The organism is Nonomuraea jabiensis (assembly GCF_014204795.1).
GTDB classification, from domain to species: domain Bacteria; phylum Actinomycetota; class Actinomycetes; order Streptosporangiales; family Streptosporangiaceae; genus Nonomuraea; species Nonomuraea jabiensis.
Genome location: NZ_JACHMB010000001.1, coordinates 10,272,563 through 10,291,926 on the forward strand (window position 1 = coordinate 10,272,563; position 19,364 = coordinate 10,291,926).

General features: G+C 72.3%; 16 protein-coding genes. 6 read left to right on the top strand and 10 right to left on the bottom strand.

Annotated elements, in window-relative coordinates:
- The first annotated feature begins 7 nt into the window (after positions 1 to 7).
- A complete protein-coding gene (locus HD596_RS47060; RefSeq protein WP_185075822.1) occupies positions 8 to 907 on the top strand; it encodes a carbohydrate ABC transporter permease in 900 nt (299 codons plus the stop codon).
- Here the strand turns inward: HD596_RS47060 and rodA are convergent.
- Genes rodA through HD596_RS47080 form a run of 5 tightly spaced genes read right to left on the bottom strand, consistent with a single transcriptional unit; the run spans position 885 to position 6,614 of the window.
- Positions 885 to 2,105, bottom strand: coding sequence for a rod shape-determining protein RodA (rodA, locus tag HD596_RS47065; protein WP_313046375.1), 1,221 nt, complete (start codon positions 2,103 to 2,105; stop codon positions 885 to 887). The genes HD596_RS47060 and rodA overlap by 23 nt on opposite strands.
- Positions 2,102 to 3,976: a penicillin-binding protein 2 gene (gene mrdA, locus HD596_RS47070; protein ID WP_246558201.1), complete on the bottom strand. Its 1,875-nt coding sequence runs from the start codon at positions 3,974 to 3,976 to the stop codon at positions 2,102 to 2,104. Before mrdA ends, rodA begins: the two co-directional genes overlap by 4 nt.
- Entirely contained in the window at positions 3,858 to 4,478 is a 621-nt protein-coding gene (locus tag HD596_RS62955) for a rod shape-determining protein MreD (RefSeq protein ID WP_246555360.1), read from the bottom strand. The genes mrdA and HD596_RS62955 overlap by 119 nt, the downstream gene beginning before the upstream one ends.
- On the bottom strand, positions 4,468 to 5,583 hold the full coding sequence (gene mreC / locus HD596_RS47075; protein WP_185075824.1) for a rod shape-determining protein MreC: 1,116 nt from the start codon (positions 5,581 to 5,583) through the stop codon (positions 4,468 to 4,470). Before mreC ends, HD596_RS62955 begins: the two co-directional genes overlap by 11 nt.
- Before the next feature lie 2 nt (positions 5,584 to 5,585).
- A complete protein-coding gene (locus HD596_RS47080; RefSeq protein ID WP_185075825.1) occupies positions 5,586 to 6,614 on the bottom strand; it encodes a rod shape-determining protein in 1,029 nt (342 codons plus the stop codon).
- Between the two features lie 220 nt (positions 6,615 to 6,834).
- Between HD596_RS47080 and HD596_RS47085 the strand changes: the two genes are divergently transcribed.
- The 5 genes from HD596_RS47085 (at position 6,835) to HD596_RS47105 (ending at position 11,520) form a co-directional block, all read left to right on the top strand.
- Positions 6,835 to 7,260: an Hsp20/alpha crystallin family protein gene (locus tag HD596_RS47085; protein WP_185075826.1), complete on the top strand. Its 426-nt coding sequence runs from the start codon at positions 6,835 to 6,837 to the stop codon at positions 7,258 to 7,260.
- A gap of 51 nt (positions 7,261 to 7,311) precedes the next feature.
- The gene (locus HD596_RS47090) at positions 7,312 to 7,620 is read left to right on the top strand and encodes a MerR family transcriptional regulator (RefSeq protein ID WP_185075827.1); all 309 of its coding nucleotides are present in this window, start codon (positions 7,312 to 7,314) and stop codon (positions 7,618 to 7,620) included.
- An 87-nt stretch (positions 7,621 to 7,707) separates the two neighbouring features.
- Positions 7,708 to 8,769: a glycosyltransferase family 4 protein gene (locus tag HD596_RS47095; protein WP_221519909.1), complete on the top strand. Its 1,062-nt coding sequence runs from the start codon at positions 7,708 to 7,710 to the stop codon at positions 8,767 to 8,769.
- 123 nt (positions 8,770 to 8,892) lie between these two features.
- The gene (locus tag HD596_RS47100) at positions 8,893 to 9,435 is read left to right on the top strand and encodes a hypothetical protein (protein WP_185079475.1); all 543 of its coding nucleotides are present in this window, start codon (positions 8,893 to 8,895) and stop codon (positions 9,433 to 9,435) included.
- 276 nt (positions 9,436 to 9,711) lie between these two features.
- Positions 9,712 to 11,520, top strand: a complete 1,809-nt coding sequence (locus HD596_RS47105; RefSeq protein WP_246555361.1) for a DUF1996 domain-containing protein — start codon at positions 9,712 to 9,714, stop codon at positions 11,518 to 11,520.
- Positions 11,521 to 11,582: 62 nt separating this feature from the next.
- On the opposite strand, the gene HD596_RS47110 is transcribed toward HD596_RS47105, so the two are convergent.
- The 5 genes from HD596_RS47110 to HD596_RS47135 form a co-directional block, all read right to left on the bottom strand.
- Positions 11,583 to 12,707, bottom strand: coding sequence for an NAD(P)/FAD-dependent oxidoreductase (locus tag HD596_RS47110; protein ID WP_185075828.1), 1,125 nt, complete (start codon positions 12,705 to 12,707; stop codon positions 11,583 to 11,585).
- 8 nt (positions 12,708 to 12,715) lie between these two features.
- Positions 12,716 to 13,762: a Gfo/Idh/MocA family protein gene (locus HD596_RS47115; protein WP_185075829.1), complete on the bottom strand. Its 1,047-nt coding sequence runs from the start codon at positions 13,760 to 13,762 to the stop codon at positions 12,716 to 12,718.
- Between the two features lie 7 nt (positions 13,763 to 13,769).
- Positions 13,770 to 15,419, bottom strand: a complete 1,650-nt coding sequence (locus tag HD596_RS47120) for a hydantoinase B/oxoprolinase family protein (protein WP_185075830.1) — start codon at positions 15,417 to 15,419, stop codon at positions 13,770 to 13,772.
- Positions 15,420 to 15,433: 14 nt separating this feature from the next.
- Complete coding sequence (locus tag HD596_RS47125) at positions 15,434 to 17,545, bottom strand: hydantoinase/oxoprolinase family protein (RefSeq protein ID WP_185075831.1); 2,112 nt, start codon at positions 17,543 to 17,545, stop codon at positions 15,434 to 15,436.
- 480 nt (positions 17,546 to 18,025) lie between these two features.
- Positions 18,026 to 19,093 carry a LacI family DNA-binding transcriptional regulator gene (locus HD596_RS47135; protein ID WP_185075833.1) on the bottom strand — a complete coding sequence of 356 codons (1,068 nt, stop codon included), beginning with the start codon at positions 19,091 to 19,093 and terminating at the stop codon, positions 18,026 to 18,028.
- Positions 19,094 to 19,364 lie beyond the last annotated feature (271 nt).

Sequence of the window (19,364 nt, forward strand, 5' to 3'; positions counted from 1 at the left end):
TCACGAGATGGCAATCAAGGTCCTGCCCGCACAGGCCCGCCCGGTGGAGAAGCGGCCCGTGGCCCCGGCCCAGGCCGAGCGGATCCGCCGGGTCCAGCGGCTGACGGCCTACGCGCTCCTCGTCCTGGCCTCGGCGGCCAGCCTGCTCCCGCTGCTGTGGATGCTGACCACCGCGCTCAAGCCGGCCGGAGCCGTGCTGGAGTTTCCGCCGAGGTTCCTGCCCGACGTCTTCACCTGGTCGAACTTCCCCGACGCGTGGACGGCCCTGCCCTTCAACACCTTCCTGGTCAACAGCGTGGTGGTGACCACGCTGTCGATCGTGGGCAACCTGATCTCCTGCATCCTGCCCGCCTACGCCTTCGCGCGGCTGCGCTCGCGGATGCGCGGCATGGCCTTCGCGCTGATGCTGGGCACGATGATGATCCCGGCGCAGGTGGTCATCGTGCCGAGGTTCCTGCTGTTCTCCAAGCTGGATCTGGTGGACACCTTCTGGCCGCTGTTCCTGCCCAACTTCTTCGGCACGGCGCTGTACATCTTCCTGCTCAGGCAGTTCTTCACCACGATCCCGCAGGAGCTGGTGGAGGCGGCGCGCATCGACGGCGCGGGGGAACTGCGGATCCTCTGGCGGATCATGATCCCGCTGTCGAAGCCGGCGATCGCGACCGTGACGCTGCTGTCGTTCGTCGGGGCCTGGGGCGAGTACATCGATCCGCTCATCTACCTGCGCTCGACGGAGAACTACACGATCCCGCTCGGCATCTCGCTGTTCCGCGGCCAGTACGCAGACGACTACAACCTCATGATGGCGGTGTCCATACTCGCGCTGGTCCCGGTCATCGTGGTGTTTCTGGCGGCGCAGAAGTACTTCATCAGGGGCATCATGCTCACCGGCATGGCGGGGAGGTAGGACGCCATCTTTCGAAAGGTGGCGAAAGGTTGGCGGGAGCAGCCGGACGGGCCGAGGAGCGGTGTTGACGAGCTCGATGCTCCCTCAAGCTGCCCGGCTGGTCCTGCACCGCCACGAGGACGCCGACCGCCGCCAGGCAGGCCACGACAGACGACCCGCCGTAGGACACGAAGGGCAGTGGCACGCCCACGATCGGCGCCAGCCCGACGACCATGCCGACGTTGATGAACGTCTGCACCGACAGCCAGCAGGCGATGCCCGCGGCGGCCAGCGTCCCGTACGGCGCGGGGCAGCCGCGCGCCGCGACGCTCAGCGCTCGCCGGACCACCGCCCAGAGCAGAACCAGCAGCAGCATCGCCCCCGCGAAGCCCAGTTCCTCGCCGGCCACGGTGAAGATGAAGTCCGTGTGCTGCTCGGGGACGAACCGTCCGCCGGTCTGGTCGCCCCGGAACAGCCCCCGGCCGAACAGCCCGCCCGACCCGACCGTCACCAGCGCCTGAGCCGCGTTGTAACCCGCGCCCTGCGGGTCGGCCATCGGGTCGGCGAACGTGAGCAGCCGCTGCACCTGGTGCGGGCGGAGCAGCCCGAGGAACCAGGCCCCCGCCGCCGCGCCGATGCCTGCCCCGGCCAGCAGGACGAGCCAGCGCCGCCGGACACCGGCGACCACGAGCACGCCGCCCACCGTCGCCGCCATGACCATCGCCGTGCCCAGGTCCGGCTGCAGCATGATCAGGGCCAGCGGCGCCGCGGTCGCCGCCAGCGCCATGAGCACCTGCGCTCCGCGCGGCCGGCGCTCTCCATCCGGGCGGTCTCCGAGCAGGGCGGCCAGGATGAGCACCAGCGTCACCTTGGCCGGCTCCGACGGCTGCACCTCGAGCCCGCCCACGGACAACCACGACTGCGCGCCGTTGGCGGTCCTGCCCAGCGGGGTCAGCACGGCGGCCAGGCACAGCAGCGTGACGAGGTACGCGGGCAGGGTCCAGGCACGCAGCCTGGCCTGGCCGGCCAGCACGACCGCTGTCATCAGCACCAGCCCGACCAGCACGTTGACGATCTGCCGCTTGAGGTACGTCTGAGGGTCCTCCCCCACCGCCGCCATGCGCGGCCGGGTGGCCGACCAGACCAGCACGACGCCGGCCAGGCAGAGCACGGTCGCGGGAACGACCAGCCGCCAGTCCATCCTGCGCAGGACGGTCACGACCTGCTCCCTTCCGGCAGCGCCGCCTTCTTGCCTTCCAGGCCGTACATGCCGGCCCAGATCTCCCGTACGGCGGGCGCGGCGGCGTCGCCACCCGAGCCGCCCTGGGAGATCACGGCGACCACCACGTACCTGGGGTCGTCGGCCGGCGCGAACGACGCGAACCAGGAGGTGTCCTCGGCGCCGTACGCCTCTGCCGTGCCCGTCTTGCCCGCCACCGGCAGCTTGCCGAGGGGGAACCCGGAGAAGGCGGTCGCGGCCGTTCCCGACTTGGGCACCTCGGCCAGGGCGCGTCGGACGTAGGCGAGCGTTCTGGCCGGGACCGGCAGGCGGCCGGCCACCGGGGGGGTGATCGTGCGGATCAGCGTGCCGTCCGGGCCGCGCACCTCCTTGCCGAGGCGCGGGCTGAACAGGGTGCCGCCGTTGGCCAGTGCCGCGTACGCGCGGGCCAGCTGCAGCGGCGTGACGAGCACCTCGCCCTGGCCGATGGAGAAGTTGGCGGCGTCGCCGGCGCTCCAGAGGTAGCCGTGGGCGCAGTTCTCGGCGGCGATCGCCTTGAGGTAGGCGGCCCGCGCGGGGTCCGTCCTCGCCGTCCCCGGGTAGCCCTCGCGGGCGTCCCTGCAGGTCCGGTCCTTGGTCTGCGCCCACTGCCGCCGCTTCCACGCGCGGTCCGGCACCCGGCCCGCCGCCTCTCCCGGAAGGTCCACGCCCGTCCTGACCCCGAATCCGAAGTCCCTGGCCATGCGCTGCATCGGCTCGCGGGGCCACAGCTCGTGCGCGAACCGGTAGAAGATCGTGTCACAGGACACGATCAGCGCCCGGTGCAGGTCCATGGCGCCGAGGTCGGCGCCCTGGAAGTTGCGGAAGGCCCGGCCGCCGATCCGGTACGAGCCGGGGCAGTCGTAGCGGCCCTCCAGGTCGTAGCCGGAGGCCGCGGCGGCGGCCGTCGAGACCACCTTCCAGGTGGAGGCCGGCGGCCACTGTCCCTGCACGGCCCTGGACACCAGGGGGCTGCCCCGTTCGGCGCTGATCAGGCGCCGGTAGTCGGCCGGCTCGATGCCGCCGGTCCAGACGTCGGGGTCGTAGGCGGGGTAGGAGGCCATGGCCGCGACGCGCCCGGTGCGGGCGTCCAGCACCACGGCGGCGCCGGAGTCGGCCTTGCGTGCTTTGCGCACCGCGCGTTCGAGTGCCTTCTCGACGACGGCCTGCACGCGGGCGTCGATGCTGGTGACCAGCGTCGCGCCCGGCGTGGCGGGCTGCTCGCGCTGGATGCGCAGCACCTGTCCGGCGCTGTCGACGACCACGTCCCTGCTGCCGGGGCGGCCGCGCAGGTCGGCCTCGTACGCGGCCTCCAATCCGTCCTTGCCCACGGGTCGGCCGTCCGAGCCCTCATCGGGCGCCAGGTAGCCGAGCACGTGAGCGGCCAGATCTCCGCGCGGGTGGTCGCGTACCGGACGGGGCTCGGCGGTCACGCCGGGGAAGTCCTCCGGCCGTTCGGCGATCTGCGTGGCGTCCCGCTCGGCCACGCCCTCCGCCACCGGGATCGGCTGGTACGGCGAGCCCGCCCAGCACGGCTTGCCCACCTTCGGCCCGCACAGCCGGATCCGCCCGGCCAGCTCGCTGTAGGGACGGTCGAGCAGGCCGGCGAGCCGGCGCAGGGTGGCCCGCCCGTGGTCCGGCTGCCGGCCCAGCGCGACGCGGTCCACCGACACGGTCATGGCGGCGCGGTTGCGGGCCAGCGGGCGCCCCCGGTCATCGAGGATGCGCCCGCGAACGGCCGGGATGGCGATGTGGCGTACGTGGTCGGCGACGGCGGCTTCCGTGTAGCACTCGCCGTCCAGGATCTGCACCTGCCACAGTCGGCCGAGCAGGACGACGAACAACGCGGACACCAGCAGACGGATCAACAGGAAGCGTCGCATCGGAGAACCTTCTGAACAGTGACCGGCCGCGTCCGGCGAGCAGGAGCCACACCAGGGGCACGGCGAGCAGGTTGAGCGGCAGGGCGGTGAGCGCCGGCCGATCGGGCCAGCCGCCGATCAGCAGGCCGGCGCCCGTGGCGGCCAGGGTGCCGGCCGCGCCCCCGGCGAGGATCCGGGCCGCCACGGGGACCTTGCGCGGCAGCAGGCCGCAGGCGTAGCCGAGCACGCAGAGCAGCAGGGCCGTACGGCCCGCGGGCGGAAGGGCGGGCGGGACCAGGTCCGCCACGAGCCCCGTGGCGAACCCGGTCACCGCCCCGGCCACCGGCCCCATGGCCGGCCCCGCTGTCACGGCCACGAGCATGACCAGATCGGGCGCGGCTGGAAGGCGCTCCAGCATGGCCACCTGGAGCAGCGGGGCGAGCACGGCGGCCGCCGCGAACCTAGCCCGCATCGACGATCACGCCTACGACGTCGAGGGTGCCGAACGTGACGGCGGGGCGGACCAGGGCGGTGCGGGTCAGCTGGTCGCGGGCGGGGTCGACGCGCTCGACGGTCCCGACGGGCACGCCGGGCGGGTACGGCGTCCGGCCGCTCGACCCCAGCGTCTCCACCCGCTGACCGGGGCGCAGCGGCGCGTCGGCGTCGAACAGGCGCAGGGCGAGCAGCCCGTCCTCACGCCGGCCCGTGACCGTGCCCATCGCACCGCCACTCTCGCGGCCGACCTCCCGACCGACCGCGCCGCCGGACTCGCGGCCCGACTCGCCGGTCTCACGGCCGGTCTCACGGCCGGTCTCACGGCCGGTCTCACGGCCGGTCTCACGGCCGGTCTCACGGCCGGTCTCACGGCCGGTCTCACGGCCGGTCTCACGGCCGGTCTCACGGCCGGTCTCACGGCCGGTCTCACGGCCGGTCTCACGGCCGGTCTCACGGCCGGTCTTGCCGGTGGCCGCCGTCCGGACGCCGATGGTGGCGGATGGCGCGGTGGGCAGCAGCACGGTGGCGACGCTCGGCCCGGCCTCGATCACCCGGCCGGCCAGCCCGTCGGAGGTGACCACGGCCAGGTCGGGACGCACCCCGGCCCGCGTACCGGCATCGATGGTGACGGTGTCGTCGCGGGCCGCGATGACCTGCGCGGTCACCACGGTGAGACGCGCCCGCCCGCTCGGGGGCGCGTCGCGCCGGCCGTCGGCGGCAGGGCCCGCGTCCTGGGCCCGACCCGCGTCCTCGGCCGGGCGCGCGTCCTCAGCCCGGTATGTGGACAGGAGGCCGGCTCGTTGCGCGTCCCGGGTCCCGGCCGCGCGCTCGGCCCAGAGCTCGGCCGCCAGTCGGATGTTCCGCCGCTCCAGCTCCTCGGCGCGCCGGCGGGCCTCTCCCGCGCCCGCCAGCGCGGACAGGGGACGAGCCGCGGCAGCGAGCGCCTGCTCGACGGGACCGGTCATGGCGGCGCCCGCGGAGCGCAGGAAGGAGGCGTCGCCGCGCAGGTCGAGGGTGATGAGGACGGCGGCGGCGGCCACCAGCAGGGCGACCACGCGGGCAGGGCGATGAAGGAAACGCATGGTCAGTGCCTCGGCTCCGGGACCAGCACGCTCTGCAGCCGGTCGAACTCCTCGACGCAGCGGCCGGAGCCGAGCACGACCGAGTGCAGCGGGTTCTCGACGGTCCTGACGGGCATGCCCGTCGCCTCGCCGAGCCGCCGGTCCAGCCCGCGCAGCAGGGCGCCGCCGCCGGTCAGCGTGATGCCGTTCTTCACGAGATCGCCCGCCAGCTCCGGCGGGCACAGGTCGAGCGCGGTCTGCACGGCGTCGATGATCGCGTGCACGGGCTCCTCTATCGCCTCGCGCACCTCACCCGCGGAGATCGTGACGGTTCGCGGCAGACCGCTGATCAGGTCGCGCCCCCTGATCTCGGCCTTCGGCTCCTCCCTCTGCGGCCAGGCGAAGCCCAGCGCGATCTTGATCTCCTCGGCCGTGCGCTCGCCCAGGAGCAGCGAGTGCTCCTTCTTGACGTACGCGATGATCGCCTCGTCGAGCTCGTCGCCGCCCACCCGCAGCGAGCGGGCGGTGACGATGCCGCCGAGCGAGATGACGGCAACCTCGGTCGTACCGCCGCCGATGTCGACGACCATGCTGCCGACCGCCTCGTGCACGGGCAGCCCCGCCCCGATGGCGGCGGCCATGGGCTCCTCGATGATGTAGACCTTGCGCGCTCCGGCCTGGTAGCCGGCCTCCTTGACCGCGCGCTGCTCGACCCCGGTCGTGCCGCTGGGCACGGCCACCACCAGGCGTGGCTGGGCGAAGTAGCGGCGCCGGTGCACCTTCTGGATGAAGTAGCGCAGCATCTGCTCAGCCACGTCGAGCTCGGTGATGACGCCGTCGGCCAGCGGGCGGATGGCCACGATGTGACCGGGCGTGCGGCCGATCATCTGCTTGGCCTCGTGGCCGACCGCGACGGTCTTCTCGGTCCTGGTGTTCAGCGCCACCACGGAAGGCTCGTCGAGGACGATGCCGCGGTTGCGTACGTACACGAGCGTGTTGGCCGTGCCAAGGTCCACTGCCATGTCCCGGCCGAGGAAATCGAGCACAGACATGTCTCCCCCACGAGGCGAGCCCGAGCACGGCGCGGGTTCTTCCGTCTCGGGCGGCATCTCTCTCCGTCTGAGTCCAGAGAACTTATAACTTGAAGCGGAGGTTTATGCAACATCGATATCCACCTTTTCCATAGCCACAGTTGCATGCATCCGAAGCAAGAGCTAATCTCCGACTCGAATTACAAGTTCCCCCCGGCTCTCGAGAAGCTAGGAGGTACCGATGCTGCTGACTTCCATAGACCCGTTCATCCAGGAGTTCGAGCGCCAGTTCAGCCGGCTGACGCCGCGCGTCCTCAACGGCCCCTCGATGCCGATGGACGGCCTGCGCCACGACGATGACGTCGTCCTGCGCTTCGATCTCCCCGGCATCGATCCGGGCTCGGTCGAGGTGACCGTCGACCGCGGCGTGCTCAGCGTCAGCGCGCGCCGCGAGGAGGAGCTCGGCGAGGACGACCGGGTGTTCGTCCGCGAGCGTCCGATGGGCGCCTTCACCAGACGCGTCTATCTGTCGGAGCACCTCGACAGCGACCGGATCGAGGCCGGCTACGCCAACGGCGTGCTCACCGTACGCATCCCGGTCCTCGAACGCGCCAGACCGCGCAAGGTCGAAGTCCGACGCGGCGACACCCGGGCCATCCCGGCCTGACCTCGTCCACGGGGGCGGGTGGGCGCCCGCCCCCGCGAGCATGGAAGGCCCATGATGTCCGATCTTCCCTTCGACGACGAGCACGCCCCCCTCTACTCCATGGGGCAGGTCGCCCAGATGCTCGATGTGCAGCAGGCCTTTCTGCGCCGCCTGGACCAGCACGACGTCGTCACCCCGAGCCGCTCCGAGGGAGGCCGGCGGCGCTACTCGCGCCGCGACATCATGACCGTCCAGCGCGTCACGCGCATGGCCGACGAGGGCATGACCCTCATCGCGATCCGCCGCATCCTCGAGCTTGAGCACGAGCTCGCCCGCCTCCGCGAGGAGCTCGCCGAGGCGAAGGCCCGCCTCGAGGAGTAGCCGGGCCGCCCGGCCTTCTCCATGGCCCCGCATGAGCGGACTGCTGGGCCGTGTCCATGGGTCCCGTCACAACGGAGGTGATTCTTGATGTCCGTACGGTCCCGACTGCACATCGCGATGGTGGCGCCGCCCTGGTTCGAGGTGCCCCCACGCGCGTACGGCGGTATCGAGGCCGTGCTCAACGACCTGGTACAGGCGCTGCTCAAACTCGGGCACCAGGTCACCCTGATCGGCGCCGGCCGGCCTGGCACGGCCGCGCGCTTCCTGGCCACCTATCCCGAACCGCCCTCCAGCCGGGTCGGCGAGTCGCTGCCCGAGGTGGTCCACGCCGCCCACGTGGCACGGATGCTGGAGGACCTGGACGTGGACGTGGTCCACGACCACTCGCTCGCCGGACCGCTCACCGCGGCCGGCCGCCCGGTGCCCACCGTGGTGACCGTGCACGGGGCGGCGCAGGGAGAGCTCGCCGACTACTACCGGCAGCTCGGCGACGCGGTGGCGCTGGTGTCGATCTCCACCTCCCAGCGCCTGCAGGCGCCGGACCTCAACTGGGTCGGAACCGTGCACAACGCGATCGACGTGACCACCTTCCCCTTCAAGGAGCGCAAGGAGGACTACACGCTCTTCCTCGGCAGGTTCAGTCCCGACAAGGGACCTCACCTGGCCATCGACGCCGCCCGGGCCGCGGGCCGCCGCATCCTGCTGGCCGGCAAGCTCACCGAGCCGTCCGAGCGCGCGTACTTCGACACTCACATCCGACCGCGGCTCGGCGACGACGCCGTCTATGTCGGCGAGGCGGACGGGGCCGCCAAGCGGAAGCTCCTGGTCAACGCCCGCTGCCTGCTCTTCCCCATCCAGTGGGAGGAGCCGTTCGGCATGGTCATGATCGAGTCCATGGCCTGCGGCACGCCGGTGGTCGCCCTGCGCGGCGGCGCGGTCCCCGAGGTGGTGGAGCCGGGGGTCACCGGCTTCGTGTGCGCGGACCCCGCGGAGCTGCCCGCGGCGATCGACGCGGCCGGCGACCTCTCCCCCGCCGAGTGCCGCGCCCACGTGATTCGCCACTTCGACGCGGTCAGCATGGCCCGCGGGTACGAGAAGATCTACGAACAGCTGATCGACGACCGGCACCCCACCCCCATTGCCGCCTGACCGCTTCCAGAGGTGGTCTGGCCGTCCGGAGGCCGGGACGCCAGTGCGGCATGAACACGATATAGCGCGAGCGGGGCCAGCGGCACGAGCGCCTCCCCATCGACCGCGAGAGGTTCGCGGCTCGTGGCGAGCACCCGCAGCCCGGAGCATCGGGCCGCGCCGCAGGCCGGAGCATCGGGCCGCGCCGCAGGCCGGAGCATCGGGCCGCCCCGCAGTCCGATCGCGGCGAGCGCGGCCGTGGCGATCTTCGCCGGCTCGGTGACGGGCGCGAGGTCGACGAGCCAGGCGCCGTCGCGGTATTCGTGGGGCCGGGCAGTGGTGGGTGGCGGCGGGCGGCCTCCAGCCGGGGCGTCCGGCACCGGGATGGGCCGGTCGGGGCGCTCCGCGCCGCGCCGCCTGTTCCTCGACGAGCCGACGACGGGGTTCGATCCGCGCAGCAGGGCCGAGCTGTGGTCGGTAGTTGGTGTGATTGACCTGGCCGCCGGTCTCTTCCCGCGTCCCCGCCGGCGCGGCCGGGTGGGGGTCGGTACCGTCGTCGGCGAGGACTGGATCCCGTGTCCGGCCGCCTCGCGGAGCGCATCCGGCATCGCCGCCGCCGGCCGCAGGAAGAACCGGGTCCGCCGCCCGCTGCCGATCGCGCCGAACGTCGTGGTCATGAAAGCCTGACCTCCTCGCGAGCCGGAGCGCTCTCGGCAGCTCCTGACCGTCGCAAGTCACGGAGTTGTCAACCACGATTCTTGGCAAATGGTCGAACTGCTCCCCCATGGCCTCGCGTATCTCCCGGAGACCGGACTTCCACCCGGGTCATGAGACTTGAAGGAGCAACACATGCGGAATCCGCTCGGGGGGAGACGACTCAGGTCGTGGCGAGCAGCCGTTTCCTTAGGGGGAAGCATCGCACTTGTCCTGACCGGCTCCCCACTGTCCGCACAGGCGGGCACGATGGCGGCGGCGGCGCAGACCATCGTCTGCCCCAGCGTGGCGGACAAGCTCCCCGAGATACCGGCATCGGCCAGGGCCGAAGTCGACAGAAACCTCGCCCTCCTGGAGACCCAGATCCAGGAGGCCAACAACCGGCTCGCCCGCTCAGCGGGAGAAGGAGGCCCCAACTTCGTCCAGAACGCCATCCTCGGCCCGCTGGCCGGCAAGCGCGCCGCCACCCTCGACCGCATCGCCATCGCCATCGGCCGCACCGGCCAGCGTCCCAGCGGCCTCGGCAACCTGGCCACCTGCAGGCTCACCGGCACTGCCAACGGCGGCAACAACAACGGCAACAACAATGGCAACGGCGGAAATGGGGGTAACGGCGGCAACGAGGGCAATGGCGGGAACGGGGGTAACGGCGGCAACGAGGGCAATGGCGGGAACGGGGGTAACGGCGGCAACGGCTCCTCCCCCACCCAGGCGCCGAGCCAGGGAACAGGGTCGGGGTCCGGGCAGACCATCGTCTGCCCCAGCGTCGCGGACAAGCTCCCCGAAGTACCGGCGTCGGCCAGGGCCGAAGTCGACAGAAACCTCGCTCTCCTGGAGACCCAGATCCAGGAGGCCAACAACCGGCTCGCCCGCTCAGCGGGAGAAGGAGGCCCCAACTTCGTCCAGAACGCCATCCTCGGCCCGCTGGCCGGCAAGCGCGCCGCCACCATCGACCGCATCGCCATCGCCATCGGCCGCACCGGCCAGCGCCCCACCGGCCTCGGCAACCTGGCCACCTGCACCCTCGGCAACGGCGGCAACGGGGGCAATGGCGGTAACGGGGGCAATGGCGGTAACGGCGGGAATGGGGGCAACGGGGGGAACGGCGGCAACGGCTCGCCCAGCCCCGATCCCACCGGCGGCCAAGGCGACGGCAACGGCAACGGCAACGGTGAGGACCCCGCGAACGGCGTCGGGCCGTTCGCCCAGGACTTCGTCGACATCCGCCAGGTTCAGCCGGGCCAGTCCAACCTCGCCGAATTCGGGGCCGGCCGGAACGGCTCCCGCGGCACCTTCGTCTCCCAGTGCGGAAGGAACGAGAACCGCCACAACAACTCGGACAACTTCATCGTCACCCCCGGCGTGAGCGACGGCGCGCACCACCTTCACGACTACGTGGGCAACCTGACGACGGACGGATTCTCCACCGACGAGAGCCTTGCCGCAGGGGGTACGACCTGCCAGCGGGGCGACCTGTCCGCGTACTTCTGGCCCGTGCTCAGGGACCGCACGTCGAACGAGAACGCCGACGACGAGCACGGCAACATCGGCCGGGTGCTGACGGCCCGCTCCGTGCAGCTCCAGTTCCGCGGCAACGCGAGCTCCCGGGTCACGGCGATGCCCAGGTTCCTCAGGCTGATCACCGGCGACGCCAAGGCCGCGACGAACGGCGGGGCCAACGCACGCGCCGCGTGGACCTGCACGGGGTTCCAGAACCGGATCACCGACAAGTACCCGCTGTGCCCGCGCGGCAGCCAGGTCGTCCGGATCCTGGACTTCCCCAGCTGCTGGGACGGGCAGAACATCGACAGCGCCAACCACCGCACGCACGTGGTCTTCCCCGGTCAGAACGGCGCCTGTCCCCAGGGCACGCAGGCGGTTCCGCAGCTGCGCATGACCCTCGTCTACTCGGTGCCGCAGGGCCGGTCGTTCGCCGTGGACGCCTTCCCCGAGCAGAAGCACAACCCGATCACCGACCATGCCGACTTCGCCAACGTCATGCCCGACAACCTGATGCGCGTCGTCGTCGACTGCATCAACCAGGGCCGCCGTTGCTGATCTGACACCCCCGGCCGGACCACCCCTTTCCCAGGGGCGGTCCGGCCGTTCGGTTCTGATCATCAGGTGGCGAAGCGCTCAGGGCGGAAGTCCATCAGGAGGGGGTGCCTGGCGCCGGTGAGCACCTCGTACGCGGTGAGCTCGCCGGCGATGAGGCCCAGCGTCGCCCCCGAGTGGGTGAACGCCACGTGGCACCCGGGCACCGCCTCCAGCTCGCCGAACACCGGCTCGCCGTCCCCCGGGATCGGCTTGCGGCCGAGCCGCCACGACGCCGCCTGGAGGGAGACCTCGCCCTGGAGCAGGGCGGACGCCTCGGCGAGCAGTTCCTTGACGTACGCCTCGTCGATCGAGCAGGAGCCGTCCTCGTGCTCGACGATGTGCTCTTCGTACCAGGAGTGGTCGATCGCGAACGTCGAGCCCGGATTGGGGCGCATCGCGGCACGCGGGGTGTTCAGCACCGTCACGACCTCGGTCTCGACCGGCTCCGTGACGACGAGCATGGACAGCGGGGACGCGTCGGGGACGTTCACGCCGAGCTCCGCGAGCACGGCAGGGGTCTGCGCGCCGCAGGCGACCACGACGGCGTCGCCGCTCCACGACGTGCCGTCGGCGGTGCGTACGCCGCGTGCCCGGCCGTCCTCCACGGTCACCGAGCAGCGGCCCGCGCCGGTGACGAGCCGTCCCCCGCGCCGGACCAGCTCGTCCGCGAGCTCCCGGATCAGGTGCGGCAGGGAGACCCAGCCCTCGCCCGGGTTGTGGATCGCGAGCCCGCCGCGCGGACCCGCCTCCACACCGGCCACCCGCCCGCCGACGTCCGCCCGGTCGAGAAGGTGGGACTCGTAGCCCCGCTCGATCTCGTGCTCGTGCCGGGCGCGGGTCCGCTCGGCGCCGTCGGGGGTCGTCCACCACAGGCCGCCGTCGAACCGCAGCCACTCCAGGGCAGGGTCGGCGGCGAACAGGGTGCGGTAGCGGTCGATGCCGAGCAGGCGCAGGAGATGGTACGGCCCGGACCGCGCGCCCGCCGAGTTGAGCCAGGACAGCGAGCGACCCGACGCCCCGCTGGCCAGCTCCGCCTCGGTGACCAGGACGACCTCGGCGCCGCCCCGCACGAGGTGCGCGGCGGTGGACACCCCGAGGATGCCGCCCCCGAGGACGACGACGCGCGCCGGCGCGGTGTGATCTGTCACGTGACTCCTCACTTCTTCGCGTTGGTGTGGGCCCGCTCGATGACGTCCAGGACATCGACGGCGTCGCCGGGATCGACGGGCAGGTCCGCGCCGTCGCGCAGGGCGAGGGCGAGCAGGCGGTAGAACTCGGCGTAGTTCCCGCGCTCGGGCTCGACGGGCGTCGTCTCGTGGCCCTGCCCCAACCGGCCCCAGCAGTCCTCGGGCTCCCGTCCGAACGCCGGGTCGGCGGGGCTCGTCCCGGCCTTCAGGGCGGCCTCCTGGCCGTCCAGCCCGTGCTTGACGTACCCGTTCCGCGAGCCCAGAACCCGGAACCGGGGGCCGGGCAGGGCCGCGACGCTGCTCATCGTCAGGCGGGAGCTCGTGCCGCAGGCGTGCCGGAGGATCACCACCGTGTCGTCGTCGGCGTCGCAGCCGGCGCGCGGGTCGCGGCGGTTGACGTCGGCCAGGACCTCCGTCACGGGGCCGAACAGCTGCAGGGCCTGGTCGATCAGGTGGGTGCCCAGATCGAACAGGATGCCGCCGCCGTCGGCGACGCCGGTCTCGCCCTTCCACCCGCCGAGCCCGTCCGGGCGCCACCACTCGAACCTGGACTCGAAGGCGTGGACCGTGCCCAGCCGCCCGTCTGCGATCAGGCGCCGCAGGGTGCGGAAGTCGGCGTCCCAGCGGCGGTTCTGGAACACCGTGAGGCGCCGTCCCAGCTCGGCCGCCAGCGCGATCAGCTTGCGTCCTTCGGCGGCGGTCGGCGTGAAGGGCTTGTCGACGACGACGTCCAGCCCCGCCCGCAGGGCGTTCCCGGCCAGCTCGACGTGCGTCGACGGCGGCGTGCCCACGACGACGAGGTCCAGGTCGGAGGCGTGGGCGGTGACGGCGTCAGCGGTCGCCGCCACCGTGGCGGACGGGTGGGCGGCGCGCGCCGCCGCCTGGCGGTCCGGATCGCCTGTGATGATGAGCCGCAGGTCGTACGCCGGGTCTGCGGCGAGGAACGGCGCGTGGAAGAAGCGTCCGGCCGTGCCGAAGCCGATGACGGCGACGCGAATCGGGGAATCGTTCCGCATGTCTTCCTCAGTCCTCCAGGCCGTAGGCGTCGCGGGCGGTCTCGGCCGAGATGACGCCCTCGCGCAGGTCCTTCTCGACCAGCTCGGGCGCCCGGCGCGCCGGCGGGCCGTACCCTCCGGCGCCCGGGGTCGTGATCGTGACGACGTCGCCGGTGTTGAGCACCGTGTGCCCGTGGTCGATGGGCCTGGCGCCCTGGCTGACCGCCCAGCCGCCGCTGGCGCCGGGCCCGCCGCCGAACAACCCCCACGGCCGGGACCGGTAGCGGGTGCCGTCGAGCCAGAACCCGATGCCGTCGGCCTCGACCCGCACCACGCGCCTGATGGCCATGCCGCCCCGGAACTCGCCGACGCCGCCGGATCCGTCGACCAGCTCGTAGGCCTCCACGGTCAGCGGGTATTCCTGTTCGAGGCTCTCGACGGGCAGGTTGCTGGTGTTGGTGACGTGCACCTGCACGCCGTCGAGACCGTCCTTGGTGGCGCGGGCGCCGGACCCGCCGCCGATGGTCTCCAGGTACACGAAGTACTTGCCGGTCCGCGGGTCGAGCCCGTCGAAGTGGAAGCCGGTGTTCGAGCCGTTGTGCGCGGCCGTGACCCGGTCGGGCAGCGCGGGGGCGAGGGCGCCGTGGATGAGGTCCACGACCCGCTGGCAGGTCTCGGTGCGGGCGTTGACCGCGGCGGGGGCGACGGCGTTCAGGATGCTGCCGCGGGGCGCGTCGATGTGGATCGCGCGGATGACGCCGGCGTTGGGCGTGATGTCGGGATCGATGAGCGTCTTCACGGCGTAGTACACCGTGCTTTCGAGGGCGCCGTACACCATGTTGACGCTGGCGCGGACCTGCGGCGGGTTGCCGGAGAAGTCGAAGAAGAGCTCGTCGTCGCGCACGGTGATCGCCACGCGCAGGGTGAGCTCCTCGTCGAGCTCGGGGCAGTCGAAGCGGTCCTCGAACGTGTAGACGCCGTCCGGGACCTCGCGGATGGCGGCGCGGGTCTGGCGGTCGGCGTGGTCGAGCAGCGCCCGCGCGGCGGCGGCCATCGTCGGGATCGAGTGCCGCGCGCACAGCTCCCGGTAGCGGATGACCGCCGCCCGGTTGGCCGCCAGCTGGGCCTGGAAGTCGGACCGGCGCTCGTCGGGCACCTGGCAGTTCAGCAGGATCAGGTCGAACAGATCCGTCTGCAGCTCCCCCGCGCGCAGCAGGCGTACCGGCGGGATGCGCAGGCCCTCCTGGAAGATGTGCGCGTGCCCGCGGTCACCGAAGTCGGCGTGGTGGGCCAGGTTCGCCGCCCAGGCCACCAGCCGGCCGTCGGCGAAGATCGGGCAGGCGAGCACGATGTCGGGAATGTGGGTGCCGCCGCCGCTGTGGGGGTCGTTGGCGACGAACGTGTCCCCGTCGGCGATCTCATCGACGGCGTAACGCTCCACGATCTTCCCGACCACGCCCATGAGGACGCCGAGGTGGGCCGGGTTGTGCTCGCCCTGCGCGATCAGCCGGCCCTCGGCGTCGAAGAACCCGGCGGTGCAGTCGCGGCGTTCCTTGATGTTCGTGCTGTACGCGGCCCGCACCATGGTCTCGACCATCTCCTCCACGATGGAGGCGAGGGCCGCTCCGATGACCTCGACGGAGATCGGGTCCAGCGGGGTCGTGTCGGTGGTGTTCATGACGCTCCGGGTGCTCACAGGTGGATGACGAGGTTGCGATGGGCGTCGACCTCCGCGGTGGAGCCGGGCAGGACGAGGGTGGTGGTGTCCATCTGCTCGACGATCGCGGGGCCTTCGACGACCGTCCCGGGCGCGAGCGCCGCCCGGTCGTGGACCAGGCACTCGTGGAAGCCGCCCAGCTCGGGCAGGTAGACGGCGCGCTTGCGGGGCTGCTCCCCCTCGGGGCGGCCGCCGACGACCGGGCTCGACGACGGCCGCGCGTCGATCTCGCCCCAGGCCTGTACGCGGAACGTCACGGCCTGGACGGGGCTGCCGGGGTTGGCATAGCCGTAGGCCCGCTCGTGCGCCGCGGCGAAGTCGTCGAGCGCCGCGGCCACGCTCTCCGCGGTGACCGGCCCGGTGGGGAAGGCGACGGTCAGCTCGTGGTTCTGGCCCGCGTAGCGGAGATCCATCTGGCGGCGCGTGCCGCGGGCCCGCTCCTCGATGCCGCTCGCCTCGAACCACCGCTCCGCCTGGGCGTCCAACTCGGCGAAGACGGCGGCGACGTCGCCTGCTGACGGGTCCGCCCCGCCGAGGACGGCCGCCACGTCGCCTCCTGACGGGTCCGCCCCGCCGGTCCCCAGCGGCATGACGGCGGTACGCGAGAAGTCGCTCCTGACGTCGGTGAGCAGCAGGCCGAGCGCCGACAGCGCCCCCGGCGACTCGGGCACGAGGATGGTCGTCATGCCGAGCTCCGCCGCCAGCCGGGAGGCGTGCAACGGGCCGGCGCCGCCGAAGGGCACCATGACGTAGTCGCGTGGATCGTGGCCGCGCTGGACGGAGATGACGCGGATCGCCCGGGCCATGTTGGCGGTGACCACCCTGATGATGCCCTGCGCCGTGTCCTCGATGCTCATGCCGAGCTCGGTGGCCAGCGTGCCCACCGCCCGGCGGGACGCCTCCGGGTCGATCTTCATGCGCCCGCCGAGGAAGTACTCCGGGTTGAGCACCCGCAGGACGACGTTCGCGTCGGTGACCGTGGGCAGGTCCCCGTGGCCGTAGCAGGCGGGGCCGGGGAAGGCCCCGGCGCTCTTCGGGCCCACCTTGAGCAGGCCGCCGCTGTCCAGGCGCGCCACTGAGCCGCCGCCGGCGCCGACGGTGTGGATGTCGAGCATGGCCGTACGGATCGCGCGCCCGTCCAGGTCCAGGCCGGAGCTGGTCCTGGGTGCGCCCCGCTGGACGAGGGAGACGTCGGTGGACGTGCCGCCCATGTCGAAGGTGATGATGTCCGGATGTCCGGCGGCGCTGGCGAGGCGCGCCGCGCCGACGACTCCGGTGCTCGGGCCCGACAGGACCATGCGGACGGGGTACTTCTCGGCCTCGGCGAAGGACACCACGCCGCCGTTGCTCTGGGTGACGTACGGCTGCACGGCCAGCCCCTTTTCGCCCAGCCGTTCCCGCAGCCGCGCCAGGTAGCCGGAGACCTTCGGGCCGAGGTAGGCGTTGGCGACGACGGTCGACAGCCGCTCGTACTCGCGGAACTCCGGCAGCACCTCGGACGACAGGGAGACGTAGGCGCCCGGGAACTCCTCCTCGATCCACCGCGCGAGGTGCCGCTCGTGGTCGGGGAGGACATAGCTGTACAGCAGGCACACGGCGACGGCCTCGACGCCCTGGTCGCGCAGCCGGCGGATCTGCGCGCGGACCTCCTCCTCGTCGAGCGGGGTCCGCACGGTGCCGTCGTGCCTGACCCGTTCGGTGACCTCGAGGCGCAGGTCGCGCGGCACGAGGGGTGCTGGTTTGTCGGCCTGGAGGTCGTACAGCCTGGGGCGGCGGCCGCGGGCCAGCTCCAGCAGGTCGCGGAAGCCGCGGGTGGTCAGCAGGCCGGTCCGCGCGCCGGTCTCGGTCAGGAGCGCGTTGGTGCCGACGGTCGTCCCGTGCGCAAAGTAGGAGATGTCACCAAATCCGCCACCTCCGCCACCGTCGCCGGCGATGCGGAGCAGCTCGGAGACGCCGTCGATGATCGCTTTGCCGGGGTCCTCTGGGGTGCTGGAGACCTTGAAGACGCGTAGTTCGTTGCGTTCTGTGTCGTAGAGACAGATGTCGGTGAAGGTGCCGCCGGTGTCGACACCGATGCGAAGGGCCATTCGCCTTCGTTTCCTCTCGCCGGAGTTCGGCAGTTGCGGCGTTCTGTTGGGAGAACGTTCTCTGAACGTAGCCACCGATGCACTGCACCGTCAAGGCGGCGATCGCCCGCCCAGACCAACTCCCGAACTCGCGTCGCCGCGCATCGGTTGGTTTTTGATACGCGTGGAGCCGTGACGGGGCCGCATCGACCGCCCCGCTCATGCCCGCCTCGCCGGTGCGCGGGGACGGCACGCCCGGAGACGACGCGCCCGGAGACGGCACGCCCGGAGACGACACGCCCGGAGACGACACGCCCGGAGACGGCACGCCCGGAGACGGCACGCCCGGAGGACGCACCCCGAGACGACGCACCCCGAGACGGCACGCCCCAGGACGACGCGCTCAAGAATCACGCGCTCAGGGACGACGCGCTCGGGGCGGGGCCCGTCTCGCGTGGATCGTTCGGGTGCCGGCGGGAACCCCCGGGGCCGGTTGGGGCGCTAGGTGGGTGGGGCTGCGACCGAGCCGCGGACGATCAGGGAGGACTGCAGGATCGTCTCGCTGGGGGCGCTGCGCGAGCCCGGGCTGGAGAGCCGGCCGAGGAGGACCGTGCCGGCCGCGGCGCCGAGGTCGTAGGCGGGCTGCGCGACCACCGACAGCTGCGGGCGCACCAGGGTGCTCCACTCGTGGTCGTCGAAGCCCATCAGGCTGATGTCCTCCGGGCAGCGCCGGTCGCCGTCCATGATGGCGCGGAAGGCGCCCCCGGTCATGACGTTGGTGGTCGCGAAGATGGCCGTCACGTCCGGCCGGGTGACCAGCAGCTCGCGCACCCGCTCGCAGGCCGCGTCGGCGTCGTCGCAGCGCAGGACCCATCCGGGGTCGCAGGTGACGCCCGCCTCCTCGAGCGCGTCCAGGTAGCCCTTGAACCGCAGCGAGCTGGGGAACTCCGCCGCGGCCTTGCGCCGCCGGGAGGAGGAGTGGCCCTCTCCGGGCGTGGCCGAGGTCACCGCCGCGACCGCGCGGTGCCCCAGGTCCAGGAGGTGGCTCACGGCGCGTTGCGCGGCGGCCCGGTTGTCGAGCAGCACCGCGTCGACGGCCCCGGCCCCGTCGTTGCGGCGGTCGAGCAGGACCAGCGGAACGCCCGCCTCGCGGACCCGGCGCAGGTGGCCGCCCTCGGAGACGCTGGCCGAGGCGACGATCATGCCGTCGACCCGCTTGGCCATCAGCGCCTCCACCGCCGAGCGCTCGCGCGCCAGATCCATCCGGGTGCTGACCAGCAGCATCTCGTAGCCGGCGGCCCGGGCCCGGTCGGAGATCCCGTTGACCGCGCGGGCGAAGAAGGGGTTTTCGATGTCGCTCACGACCACGCCGATGACCCGGGTCGAGCCGGTCACGATGCTGCGCGCCACGTCGTTGGCCCGGTAGCCCAGCCGCCTGGCCGAGTCCTGCACCCGCCGCACCAGCTCGGGCGACGGGGTGCCGTAGCCGCCCAGCACCCGGCCGGCCGTGGCGGGCGACACTCCGGCGTCACGCGCGACATCGATGATCGTCGGTCGCCCAGCGGCCACGTCCAGCGCCTCCCCGCTCCGATGGTGGCGGCCCGTCCACGGCCTCGACGATCATCGTAGCGGCCCGCCCTTGAATAGTAGGTGACGAGTGCTTGACACATCGTCACACCGATTCTAGCTTCTTGGGAGAACGTTCTCCCGACTGAGTTATCCATGCGCGGTCCGCCACCCGCCGGACACGGCACCCGCCGGACACGGCACCCGCCACGACGACCCGCGTCCGCCGCGCCAGGCTTGCACAAGCGAAACTACCTGCGCCGACGGCAGGCAA